The sequence below is a fragment of the Saccharicrinis sp. GN24d3 genome (genome assembly GCF_052400645.1).
Taxonomy (GTDB): domain Bacteria; phylum Bacteroidota; class Bacteroidia; order Bacteroidales; family Marinilabiliaceae; genus Saccharicrinis.
In genome coordinates, this window is record NZ_JBQTGI010000003.1 from 267,025 (window position 1) to 280,783 (window position 13,759).

The window sequence follows — 13,759 nt, forward strand, 5'->3', positions numbered from 1 at the left end:
TGGCTTTGCTGAAGATACTAAAATGAATATAAGTTCATTTTTAAGAATACCCAATCCTTAAACGTTATTAGCATGGCAAATTGTTGTATTAAAACATTAGTTATGAACATTTTTACCTTTCGAATTAATAACCTGGTAATCACAATACTTCTTACAATAGTTTGTAATGTTTCCTTTGCACAGAGTTTTGTGCACCCGGGTGTTTCCAACAACAAAGCCGACCTGGACAGAATGAAGTATGCGGTCAAAAATAAAATGGATCCGTGGTACTCCTCGTATTTGCTTTTAATGGCCGATACAAAATCAAATTTTAACTACACGATACAAGGTAATCCGGAGTGGACTTATCTGAACCGAGAAAACCCAAAAGTTAACGGTAACGAATATGAAAGTGATATACAGGCTGCCTATGCCAATGCTTTAATGTGGTATATCACCGAAGATACCCGCCATGCCGATAAGGCGGTTGAAATTTTAAATACATGGAGTAACCTGCAACAAGTAGATGGTATTCCGTTAGGGCCAGGATTATTTGGAGGCCCCTTAGTTGATGCTGCCGAAATCATCCGTCACACCTATGAAGGATGGGCAGAAGAAGATATAAAGAAATTTGAGGATATGCTGGTATATCCCGGCTACTCTTCTAAAGTTGTTCCTGCAGGAGCATATAATGCAACAAACAGTGGTTCCGGTTCCTCTTTTTACTGGCGGACCTATTACGGCGACCCTGCCCGTGCCGGCAACCAGGATGCATCATGTTGGCGAACAGTGATGGCCATAGGGGTGTTTTTAGATAACGACACCATTTACGACAGAGGTTATAATTACCTTATTAGCCAACCTACACGTTCCGATGATGTAGATAACGAATCCGGTCCCTCTCCGCAAGGTGATGTATTGGATTCCTCAGATCAACATAAAACAGAATATGCCTATGTGGGACCACAAAACCAAATACAGGATTATGGTTACAACGGTGCCATTCAAAATTATATTTACGAAAATGGTCAGATTCAGGAAAGCTCTCGTGACCAGGTACATAGTTTATTAGGAACAGGATTGTTGGCCAATGCTGCCGAAATAGCATGGAACCAAGGGGATGATATGTATGGTTATTTGGATAACCGTATTTTATTGGGACTTGAGTTTACTTTAAAATATTGTTTGTCTTATTATAATTCTTACCCTGATCAGTTAACACCATGGGAACCAACTCAGGAAAATGGTCTATACATGGAAAAGGACGACCGCACAGGAAGGTCAACAGCTCATAAAATTAATCCTTATGTAAGTAACAATTATGAACGATGGTCGAGAAAAGAGCCTATTTTCATGAAAACTATAGAAGCTCCTTTGGCGCATTACAAGGGACGTCAACAAGCCGAAGCTAATGATTATCTGTGGTTGGAAAGAACAAGGGATTATGCCCATGAACAAATAGGTCTTGAAAATAGGACTGGTGTTGATTTTAACGGATGGGGTGCTTTGACTGACCGCCGCATTCCTCTTTGTCCGGGAGATCCGATAAAAGGATTTGATGAGAATGGTTTACCGGATTATAATTTGCCTGAATTGCCAGGATTAGTGGGTGCCGAAAACTTCGACTACTTTGTGATGAACGGAGGAGGAGGTCATGGTAAATGTTATTACAAAAACACAAACAACGAAATAACAAATACTTACCGACCCGAAAGTGATGTGTATGCCGATTTTAGTGAGAACGACAAAGGATATTACCTGGCTGATTTAAACAGTGGAGACTGGTATAACTACAGCATATCCTTACCTGAAGATGGAGCTTACGATATTTATGTGCATTATTTAGCCGATAACAGTAATGCATCTGTTAAAATGGATTTTAACGGAGAAGAGGTAGTTTCTGCTTTTACTTTAGCAGAGAGTGTACAAGACCTGGCAGACACCACCATATGGAGCACTGCAAAAATTGGTGATGCTATTCAGTTAAACGGGTTGGTTCAATCCATGCGTTTGCATATTGTTGAGGGAGATAATGAACTTAAGGTTGGAGATATTATTGTTGTGCGTGAAGGAACATCCGCAACAACCATCAACTACCTTCTTAATCAACGTAGAGAAGCCTATGAACTTAAAGAAGATGTTGGAATATTTTCCCCAAGCATAAAAAAAGAAGTTAAGGTTTTTCCTAACCCAACACAAGGTAACTTTAGAATTCAATTGCCTGAAAATAACCGAGCAAAGGATTTAGAGTTATGTGTATATAATCTAACAGGAATATGTGTGAAAAAAGAGCAGGAATATATTGAGTTTGATAATATTGATATTAGTGAGTTGCCCAAAGGAGTTTATATCATCAAAGTGAATGATGGTGTTTATAACTATGTAAATAAAATCACCAAGTTTTAAATAAGCTAAAATGAAAAAAATACGGATATTTTTGATTTCAACCTTGTTGGTTGTTGGAGTATTGGGAGTGATTGCACAAGGATTTGTTCACCCGGGTATTTCAAATACCAGATCTGATTTGGATCGGGTGAAATATGCAGTTAAAAATAAAATGGAACCGTGGTATTCGGCATACCGTAAGTTAATGGCTGATGGTAAGTCTAATTTTAATTATACGATACAGGGAGATCCTAGCTGGACTTATTTAAACAGGGAAAACCCAAGGGTTCATGGTAACGAGTTTCAAAACGATACCCAAGCTGCCTATCATTTGGCTTTAATGTGGTACATTACCGAAGATAGTCGCTATGCTGAAAAAGCAGTCGAAATATTTAAAACATGGAGCAACCTGCAACAAGTAGATGGTATACCATTAGGACCTGGTTTATATGGTGGTAAACTATTGGATGCAGCAGAGATTATTCGGCATACTTATGATGGTTGGGAAGAGGAAGATATTAAGAAGTTCGAGGATATGTTGCTTTATCCAGGATATTCATCAACTACCGTTCCTGCAGGAGCCTATAATGCTAATAACTCGGGTAATGGTTCCTCTTTTTATTGGCGTACCTATTTTGGGGACCCGGGTAGAGCAGGAAATCAGGATGCTTCATGTTGGCGAACTGTGATGGCAATTGGTGTGTTTGTAAATAATGATACCATTTATGATAGAGGTTTGAATTATCTTACGCGACAACCTACCCGATCAGACGATGTGGCTAACGAATCCGGACCAAAGGCACAAGGTGATATTATTGAATCAGGAACACATTCTTATTTAACCCAATATAATTCATTAGGTTCTTCAAATCAAATACAAGACTATGGTTACGATGGTGCCATAGAGCACTATATCCGCCCTAGCGGACAATGTTTAGAAAGCTCAAGGGATCAAGTGCATAGTATTTTGGGTATTGGTTTATTGGCCAATGCCGCCGAAATAGCCTGGAGTCAGGGAGATAATATGTATGGTCATTTAGATAACCGTATATTAAAAGGTTACGAATTTACACTTAAGTATTGTTTGTCGTATTATAAATCTTTTGATGATCAACTAACACCTTGGGAACCAACGCTGGAAAATGGATTGTACGAGGAGATGGACGCCAGAACGGGTCGTTTCAGAACACATAAAATTAATCCCTATGTAAGTACCAATTATGATCGTTGGTCGAGAAATGGTCCATTGACCATGAATGTTATGGAAGCAACGTTGGCACATTACAAACAAAGAATGCAAGTGGATAGTGAGGATTATAAATGGTTGCAAAGAACCAGGGATTATGCTTTTGAAGAAGAAGGTTACGAATCATGGGAGGAAGATGGATTTATTGGCTGGGGAAGTTTAACTGATGTTAGAGTTGATTACTGTCCTGGAGATGCCATTCAAGGATTTGAGGAAGCTGTTACACCTGTTTATGGAATTACTGAAGTTCCTCAATTAATTGATTTAGAAAATTACGATTATCTGCCTTTAAGTGCCGGAGGTGGTAATGGGAAAAGTTATTATAAAGCTTCTTCGAATACGGTTGTGAATACTTACCGTCCAGAAGAAGATGTGTATGCCGATTTTAGTACAAATGATAAAGGTTATTACCTGGCTGATTTAAATAGCGGAGATTGGTACAACTATACAATATCGGTGCCTGAACAGGAAAACTATGACATCTACGTGCATTATCTGGCAAATAATAGCAATGCATCGGTTAAGATTGATTTTAATGGGGAGGAAGTGATATCCGCTTATGCTCTGCCTGAAAGTATACAGGAAGAAGCAGATACTGTTATTTGGAGTACGGAAAAAGTAGCTGAAGCTGTAGCGCTTAAACCATTGGTGCAATCTATGCGCCTGCATATTGTTAATGGAGATAATACGTTAAAGTTAGGTGATATTATTATTGTACGTGAAGGTACATCTGAATCTACTGTAAACTACTTGCTAAACCAACGAAGGGAAGCTTATGAAACGAATGATGATGTTGGAATTTTTACCCCAAGTATAAGAAAGAAAGTAAAGGTATACCCTAATCCAACGCAAGGATCTTTTAGGATTCAATTGCCGGAAACTAATGGGGCAAAAGACCTTGAAATAGGTGTATATAACCTGATAGGTAGGTGTGTAAAAAAGGTAGTGAATTATTCTGACCTTGATAATGTCGATATTAGTGAGTTACCAAAGGGTATTTATGTAATTAAAGTAAATGACGGTACTTACGATTATGTAAATAGAATTACCAAGTTATAAGAAAATAGGATGAATAAGTTTCTTACTGTATTAATATCGATCATATTAATATCCTTAACATCTGAGGTGATTGCTCGTGAGTTCGTTCACCCAGGTGTTTTTGTTACCCGTTCCGATCTGGATAGAATGAAATATGCCGTTAAGAACAAGATGGAGCCATGGTATTCATCTTACCAAAATCTAATGGCTGATACCAAGTCGAGTTTTAAATATGCTACACAAGGAGATCCCTCCTGGACAGAAGTTAAAAAGACCATTCCCAATGCAGTGCATAAACACGAGTATGAGGCAGATATTCAGGCTGCCTACCAAAATGCGCTGATGTGGTATATTACCGAAGATACCCGTCATGCGGAAAAAGCGATTGAAATTATTGAAACTTGGAGTAACCTGAAACATACCAGTGGAATACCTCTTTCTGCAGGTTTATATGGTGCGCCTATAATAAGAGCAGCTGAGATAATCCGGCATACTTATGACGGATGGTCAGAGGAGAGTATCAAGAAATTTGAAGATATGCTCGTATATCCAGGTTACTCTGCTACGGATGCTGCTTATGGGGCAGAAGGTACTTCTTCATCCGGAAAAGCAGATGTATCTTTTTATTGGAAAACCTATTATGGTGATCCTGCCCGTGCTGGAAATCAGGATGCATCGTGTTGGCAAACACAAATGGCCATGGGTATATTTCTTGATAATGAAAAGATATATGATAGGGGATTTAATTATCTGACTAGTCAGCCTACCAGAGATGACGATTTGCCAAATGCACCTGGACCAACACCTTCTGGTCCTAAAATAGAGGAAAGCTCTACCATTTACAAAACGGCATTTGAATATGGTACGCAATTAAATCAAATTAAGGATTATGGTTACAATGGTGCCATTGAACACTATATCTATGAAAATGGACAGTGTCAGGAAAGTTCCAGAGACCAAACCCATACCGTTTTAGGAATTGGACTTTTAACCAATGCGGCCGAAATAGCTTGGAGCCAGGGAGATGATATGTATGGTTTCTTGGATAACCGAATCTTGTTAGGATATGAGTTTTCATTAAAATATATATTATCGTATAACAAGGCTTTCGATGACCAGCCTACCCCATGGGAACCGACTGTGGAGAATGGTTTGTATATGGAAAAACTGGATCGTACAGGGCGTAATCTGGCACATAAAATTAATCCATATGTGGATCAGGATTTATCTGAAATCCAACGGAAAGACATGCTTTTTATGAATGTTTTCGAGACTCCGCTGGCGCATTATAAAACACGCCAATCGCTTCCAAGTGAAAAATATCTTTGGCTCGAACGTTCAAGAGATTATGTTATTGAAGAAACAGGAACATATGAAACAAGTGGTGGAGACGGAGTTGCTTTTCTGGGGTGGGGGGTATTAACCTCTCGTCGTATCGCTCATTGTCCCGGCGATCCGGTTCGGGATTTTAAAAATGGGGTTACACCCGATTTTAGTTTACCTGAATTGCCAGGATTGGTAAGTGCCGAAAACTTCGATTATTTTCCGGTGAATGCGGGTGGAGGAAATGGTAAAACTTATTTTAATACAGAAACGAATAAAACCAATTCTTACCGGCCTGAAGAAGATGTAAATATTGAGTATAGCGATCAAGATGAAGGTTATTATATTTCAGGGGTAAGCACAGGAGATTGGTATAACTATACCATCTCTTTACCTGAAACCGGAGATTATGATATCTACTTGCATTACCAGGCAAACAGCTCTTCAAAATTAAAATTGGAGTTCAATGAGGAGATGGGAACGGGAGATATTGTGCTTTCTGAGACTACTTATGGAGAATCGGAAACCTGGCAAACTGTTCAGATAACAAATGGATTAACTTTGGAAGGATTAGTGCAGGCCATGAGATTGCATATTGTTGAAGGCGAAAGTTCGTTAAAAATCGGCGATATTATAGTTGTTCGTAACGGTACTCCTAGTTCTACAGTAGATTATTTGATTGAAAATCGCCGTAAAGCTAATATGGCTAAAAAAGATGTAAGCGTTAAAAATATATTGTCTTCTAACCAGGTAAAAGTTTATCCCAACCCAACTAATGGCATTTTTAGGGTTGATTTGAATAATAATATTGGAGAAATTACTCAGTTGGATGTATTTAACTTATTGGGCCAACTTATTAAATCAGGTGTAGATGTAAACAACTTAGGTTCTTTTGATATAAGTGATTTGCCTAATGGTCAGTATATTATTAAAATTAGTATAGGGAATAACTTATTTAATACTAAAATTTTGAAGAGTTTATAGTTTAAGTTTTATTAGAGATATATCAATTGTCTGTTAATGGATAGGATATATCAAAAATAATAAATGGAATATACATATTGAAAATTAAAGATTATATGAACAAGATATTTCTGATAGTAATCTGTTTACTCGTAAATGTTTTTGTAACTTCTGCTAAGGATACCAATATTTACGTATTTAGTAAAATAGATGACTTAAACACATGTAAATCTAAGTATAAATTCACTTCAATCCATGAGGCTGTAAGCCAAGCTTATAAACTTAAGGAGTCGGGGATAAAGGGTACGATAGCTATTAAAATACAACCCGGGGAATACTATTTAAAAGAAAGCATAATAATAGATCCTAACTTAAGTGGTATAAGCATACAAGGATTAGGTAATAATAAAGTTACCTTAAAAGGTTCTGTACCGTTAAGACTAAAATGGGAAAAGCAAAAGAGCGGTATATATGAGGCTACTATAAAAGATGACGTAAATTTTGATCAATTGGTAGTAAACGGTCAACCTCAAATATTGGCACGTTACCCCAACTACCATGAAAAAGGGGGGTATTGGCAAGGATATGCTGCCGATGCCATCTCTGCTGAAAGAATTAAAAACTGGAAACATCCCGAAGGCGCCATCTTTCATGCCATGCACCGCGGAAAATGGGGAGGGATGCATTATAAAATAACGGGTGTTGATGAAAGCGGTGAAGCTATTCTTGAAGGAGGATTCCAAAACAACCGCCCTTCGAACCCACACCCGGAATACCGCATGGTGGAAAACGTGTTGGAGGAGCTGGATACGCCAGGCGAATGGTACCTCGATGAAGAGACCGATAAAATATATTATTGGCCAAAAGAAAATGTAAATGTTGAAACGGCTACTTGTGAAGGAGTTGTTTTAAAAAGCTTGATTGAATTAAAAGGAACAAAGGCAGAACCGGTTCAAGATATTTCCATTGAAGGAATCAAATTCGAACACACACAACGTACTTTGTTTGAAGAATATGAGCCTTTGCTTCGTAGCGACTGGACCATGTACCGTGGAGCAGCACTTTTTATAGAAGGCGCTGAAAACTGTCAAATTAAAAACTGCGAATTCACCAACCTCGGCGGAAACGTAATTTACGTAAGTTCATACAACCGGAATATTGAAATTGCAGGTAACCATATTCACGATTGCGGAGCCAGTGCCATCTGTTTTGTAGGCGAAGCTTCTGCCGTTCGTTCTCCTTCGTTTATCTATGGTCAGTTTGTTCAATTAAATGACATGGACACCATAGCTGGCCCAAAAAACGATTTGTATCCGAAAGACTGTATTGCCAAAGATAATCTGATCCATCGCATCGGTCGTGTTGAAAAACAAGTAGCAGGGGTGCAGATTGCCATGGCCATGGCCATAACTGTTAGCCACAACAGCATTTACAATGTGCCGCGCGCAGGTATCAACATTGGCGACGGAACCTGGGGTGGACATATCCTGGAATACAACGATGTATTCAACACTGTGCTCGAAACCGGCGACCATGGCTCGTTCAATTCATGGGGCCGCGACCGTTTCTGGCACCCAAATCGCAACATAATGGACAGCATAACCATGGCTAACCCGGAAATGCCTTTGTGGGATGCGGTACACACAACCGTTATTCGCAATAACCGTTTTCGTTGCGACCATGGTTGGGACATTGATTTAGATGACGGCTCCACCAATTACCATATTTATAATAACCTGTGTTTAAACGGTGGAATTAAACTTCGCGAAGGATTCTATCGTGTGGTTGAAAATAATGTGACCGTTAACAACACGCTTCACCCACATGTGTGGTTTGCCAACTGCGATGATGTTTTTAGCCGCAATATCGTGCGCGATTCTTATAAAGATGTGAATGTTTTAAGTTGGGGAAAAGAAATGGATTACAACCTCTTTCCCAATGAGGAATCGATGATGAAAGCACAGGTTTATAATATTGATGCCAATAGTGGTTTTGGCGATCCTATGTTTGTAAATCCGAAAAATCTTGATTTTAGTGTGGCAGAAAGTTCACCGGCATTAAAACTCGGGTTTAAAAACTTCCCAATGGATGAATTTGGTGTGGTAAGCCCCGATTTGAAAAAACTGGCAAAAACACCTCCTGTTCCTGTTATAAAGACGGCAGAAGAAATGGCAGGAAATACTAGCGCAACGGTTTCATGGTTGCGCAACGAAATCAAAGGAGTTGACTCAATGGAAGAGCAATCAGCTTACGGCTTAAACTCCGCCGAAGGGGTAATAATTTTAAAAATGTGGAAAGGAAGCTTGGCTTACAAGGGCGATGGTTTAAAAAGCAAAGATGTAATCCTTGCCGTTGAAGGCGAAAAAGTGAACAATGTCAAAGAGTTCTTTGGAGCACTAAAAAAATATAATTACACCGAAACAGTGCAAATGTTAGTAATGAGAAATCAAGCAGAAAAGAAACTTACGGTGCGGGTGAAGTAATAATAATAAAAACATCTGCGAAAATCAGCAAAATTCATGCGAAATAAAATAGACATGAACCAACTACTAAAAACAACAACTATTCTAATTTGTGCCATCTTCCTGTTTTCAGGAACAATTACCGCACAAGAAAACATAGTCGTTGATGTTAATACCAATGGCGAACAATTCGACCATTTTTGGAGCAAGTGTGTGGGGGCTGGTCGTGCCAACGAGGCTTTACGTGCTGGTTGGCTGGAGCAGATGGATAAGGTGCATAAAGAGTGTGGTTTTGAGTATGTTCGCTTTCACGGCCTTTTCCACGAGGATATGTTTCCTGTTTTTGAAAAGGATGGTGAAATGGTCTACAACTGGCAATATATCGATGATGTATTCGATCGTTTGTTAGCTATGAATGTACGCCCCTTTGTGGAGCTTGCCTTTTTCCCAAAGCAGTTTGCCGCTGAGAATTCTAAAACCGTTTTTTGGTGGAAAGCTAAAGTGACTCCTGGACCTGATTTTGCGAAGCAATGGCATGATTTAATCAACGCCTTCACGCAGCACGTGGTCGATCGTTATGGAATGGACGAAGTGCTAAACTGGTATTTTGAGGTATGGAACGAGCCTAACCTTTATCCATTTTTCTTTCATGGAACTAAATCGCAATATTTTGAGCTATATAAGCAATCCGCGCTGGCGGTTAAATCAGTAGATGAACGGCTTAAAATTGGCGGACCTTCCACCAGTAACTATGTGCCTGATAAACGTTTTGATGGCGAAATCATCAATAACGAGGTATCCATGGAAGTGTTTAAAGTTGAAGATATCAACACACTGGAATGGAATGGCGTGTGGATTGAAGACTTTTTAAAGTTTTGTGAGAAAGAAAAATTGCCGGTTGACTTTGTATCCACCCACCCTTATCCAACCGATTATGCATTTAACCCCGAAACAGGAAAAGGAAGAGGTCTAACTCGTTTCGTACCTTCTACCAAAAATGACATTGAATGGTTATATAAAATTATTAAAGAAAGTGCTTATCCAAATGCTGAAATCCATTTAACAGAGTGGAATACCAGTCCCAACAGTCGGGATAAAATGCACGATTTTCTGCCACCGGCTGCTTATATCGTAAAGACTAATCTCGATTGTATTGGCCTGACCCACTCTTTAGCTTTTTGGACCTTCACAGATATTTTTGAAGAAAAAGGCGGTGGAGCCAGTATTTTTCATGGCGGATTTGGCATGATTAACTACCAGGGTTTGGTAAAACCCAGTTATCATGCCTATAGAATGTTGCATCACTTGGGAGAAGAGAAGTTATTTAAGAACGACTATTTGATGGTCACTAAAAAGTCAGGTAATGGAAAAGTAGTAGCCCTGGTTTATAACTATCCAGATGATTATTTAGATGCGGTACCATCGAGTATTCAACGTTTTAATAAAATAGAAGATGGTGAAGCCAAGGAGTTGAACTTAAGCTTAACAGCTTTAAAACCAGGCACTATGTTTAAGATTGAGGTTTTAGATAAAGACCATGGTAATATTTATAACTACTGGGAGAAAATGGGTAAGCCAGAACCTCCTTCGCGCGAGCAAATTAAAGTAATGAAGAAAGCAGCGCATCACCTGAAAACGGAATTGGTTACAGTAGATAATGACGGAAACTTAAACATTACACGAGAAATATCACCATGGAGTTTGGTGTTAATTGAACAAGTAAACTAACCATAAAATTGCAACTTATGTCGACTAAAGTTTTAACTAAACACGTAGCTTATCTATTCCTGGTAGTGTTATTTATAATCGGGTTCTGTTCCTGTAATAGGAATTGTACTGGCAATTATAAAGAGTTAAAGGAATGTAATGATTGGGAAGTGAAGTTATTGGACGAGTGTACCGGTAACTGGAAAGATAACTGGATGCTGGATGGGTTAATCGCAACGGTTGAAAACAGTGACTTAGGAATGAACTTTTCTGCGGGTCCTGAACATAGAAATAATGCACACCATGCGGTTTTGTGGACTAAGCAGTCTTTTAAGGGAGACATTAAAATAGAATATGATTATACACGTACTGACAGCCAGTTGATTAATGTAAATATTCTTTATATCCAGGCACAAGGGATTGGAGAAGGGCCGTACGATAAGGATATTGCAAAATGGAATAAACTGAGAGAGGTTCCGGAAATGGGTATTTATTATAATTACATGAATCCTATTCATATCAGTTATGCAGCTTTTCCCATGGAAAACAATGACCCAACGAAGGACTATATAAGAGTAAGAAAATATCCGGTTACCAAAGACAGAACATTTCACCAAATGGAAGCTGAGCCATCATATTATAATATGGGTTTGTTTTTACCTAATATAACCTATAAAATAACAGTGATAAAAGCCAATAAAAAGCTTTACATGCAGGTTGTTGGCGACGGCAAAAACAAATTGTACGAGTGGGATATGTCAGATAAGGAACCATCAATTGAAGGTAGGGTAGGTTTACGACATATGTTCACCCGTTCCGCCAGGTACAAGAATTTTAAAGTATCCGTTAAATGATTAAAATTCTAGCACATAAGCCCAACGGGTTAAAGATTTTTACTCCAAGGTTTAAGCCCTGCGCATAGATGTAAAAAACAAACCGAAGCATCGCCAATTAAGATTGTATGTGCAGTGACTTTGCGTCGGAAACTAGATATAAAATACAGGATAATAACATACGAACAAGTAAAACATATAAAACATATAGAGATGAACAAATTAGCACAGGTAATTATGGTTGCACTCCTTTTAATCAACATAGGATGTGCCTTTAAATCCAAACAGAAATCGGAATCATCAGATAAAAAGGAAGTTGTGAAGTTGTCGGACGATGAACGTATGGCATGGTGGCGCGATGCCCGCTTTGGTATGTTTATTCACTGGGGGCCTTATGCTATCCCGGGAGGCGAACGTAACGGTGAGATATGTAAAGGTGGTGCCGAATGGATCATGGATAAGCTGGATTATACCATTGAAGATTATGAGGAACAAGTCTCTTCACAATTCAATCCGGTTAAATTTGATGCCGTTGCATGGGTAGCCATGGCAAAAGATGCAGGCATGAAATATTTGGTACTTACATCTAAGCATCATGATGGCTTCTGTATGTGGGATTCGGAAATTACGGATTATGACATCATGGAAGCTTGTCCTTTTAAGCGCGACGTGGTGAAAGAATTATCTGAAGCCTGTAAGAAAGCGGGTATCCATTTTTGTTTGTACCATTCTATCGTGGATTGGCATCATCCTCAGGCTCAAGCACCTCTGTACCCCAATTACAATGCCGGACAAAAAGACCAGACGGTAGTGAATCCAGAGTTTCCAAAATACTATGAAAACTACCTGAAACCAATGGTGGGAGAGTTATTAACCAAATATGATAATGTGGATGTGGTTTGGTTTGATGGTGATTGGATTGCAGATTATACCACCGAGATGGGTAAGGATTTTTATGCATATATCCGTGGTATCAAACCTAATGTTATCGTGAATAATCGCGTAGACAAAGGCCGCATGGGAATGGAAGGAATGGATAAAGAAGGTAACTTTGCCGGCGATTTTGGAACACCGGAGCAAGAAATACCGGCAACCGGTATTGATTCGGACTGGGAGTCTTGCATGACTATGAACGGTTCTTGGGGTTATAAGCCTTCGGATACCAACTGGAAGAGTGATACCGTGTTAATTCAAAATCTGGTGGATATCGTTTCTAAAGGGGGAAACTTCCTGTTAAACATTGGTCCTGATGCGCAAGGATTATTCCCGCAGCCAAGCATCGACCGTTTAAAATCCATGGGAAAATGGACAAGGACTAACGGTGAAGCTATCTATGGTGCTAAGGCAAGTCCGTTCGAACGACCTGAGTGGGGAAGATATACAAGCAAGCCAGGTGTTGTTTATGCCCATGTTTTTGATTGGCCTGAAGATGGGAAACTGATTCTAGATCCTAACCTTAAGTTGAAAAGCGCCAGTATGTTGGTAAATCCTTCAATGAAGCTGGTTGCAAAAAGCACTGCGGAAGGTGTTTCATTGGAATTACCGAAAGATGCACCTGATGAAAAGGCAAGTGTTATCAAAATTATAGTGGAACAATAAATGAAAATATTGTAAGGACGATAGACAATTCCGCTTATTAAGGTTTTAATAACATGTGCGAATTGGATGTATACCTTCCTGACCTGGACAAGCTAAAACCATATTTGGTATTGGCTTGTCCAGGTCAATCAAATGTCTCCTCATTGTCCGAGTGCAAGGTACCCTGCTTATGTACAGGTGTACATGTGCTGTATATAGGGACTTTTGGGTAAACCTTTATGTTA

Annotated in this window: 7 protein-coding genes; all 7 read left to right on the forward strand. The window is 39.1% G+C overall.

Annotated features, from left to right (window positions below; translation table 11 throughout):
* The first annotated feature begins 102 nt into the window (after positions 1-102).
* The 7 genes from ACT29I_RS05555 (at position 103) to ACT29I_RS05585 (ending at position 13,535) form a co-directional block, all read left to right on the forward strand.
* Positions 103-2,385, forward strand: a complete 2,283-nt coding sequence (locus tag ACT29I_RS05555) for a T9SS type A sorting domain-containing protein (RefSeq protein WP_430933459.1) — start codon at positions 103-105, stop codon at positions 2,383-2,385.
* 10 nt (positions 2,386-2,395) lie between these two features.
* Complete coding sequence (locus ACT29I_RS05560) at positions 2,396-4,669, forward strand: T9SS type A sorting domain-containing protein (RefSeq protein WP_430933458.1); 2,274 nt, start codon at positions 2,396-2,398, stop codon at positions 4,667-4,669.
* Between the two features lie 9 nt (positions 4,670-4,678).
* Positions 4,679-6,955, forward strand: coding sequence for a T9SS type A sorting domain-containing protein (locus ACT29I_RS05565; protein WP_430933457.1), 2,277 nt, complete (start codon positions 4,679-4,681; stop codon positions 6,953-6,955).
* A 95-nt stretch (positions 6,956-7,050) separates the two neighbouring features.
* Positions 7,051-9,417, forward strand: a complete 2,367-nt coding sequence (locus ACT29I_RS05570) for a right-handed parallel beta-helix repeat-containing protein (RefSeq protein ID WP_430933456.1) — start codon at positions 7,051-7,053, stop codon at positions 9,415-9,417.
* 36 nt (positions 9,418-9,453) lie between these two features.
* Complete coding sequence (locus tag ACT29I_RS05575) at positions 9,454-11,124, forward strand: GH39 family glycosyl hydrolase (RefSeq protein ID WP_430933455.1); 1,671 nt, start codon at positions 9,454-9,456, stop codon at positions 11,122-11,124.
* 17 nt (positions 11,125-11,141) lie between these two features.
* A complete protein-coding gene (locus ACT29I_RS05580; RefSeq protein ID WP_430933454.1) occupies positions 11,142-11,957 on the forward strand; it encodes a DUF1961 family protein in 816 nt (271 codons plus the stop codon).
* A 192-nt stretch (positions 11,958-12,149) separates the two neighbouring features.
* Complete coding sequence (locus tag ACT29I_RS05585; RefSeq protein WP_430933453.1) at positions 12,150-13,535, forward strand: alpha-L-fucosidase; 1,386 nt, start codon at positions 12,150-12,152, stop codon at positions 13,533-13,535.
* The last annotated feature ends 224 nt before the right edge of the window (positions 13,536-13,759 follow it).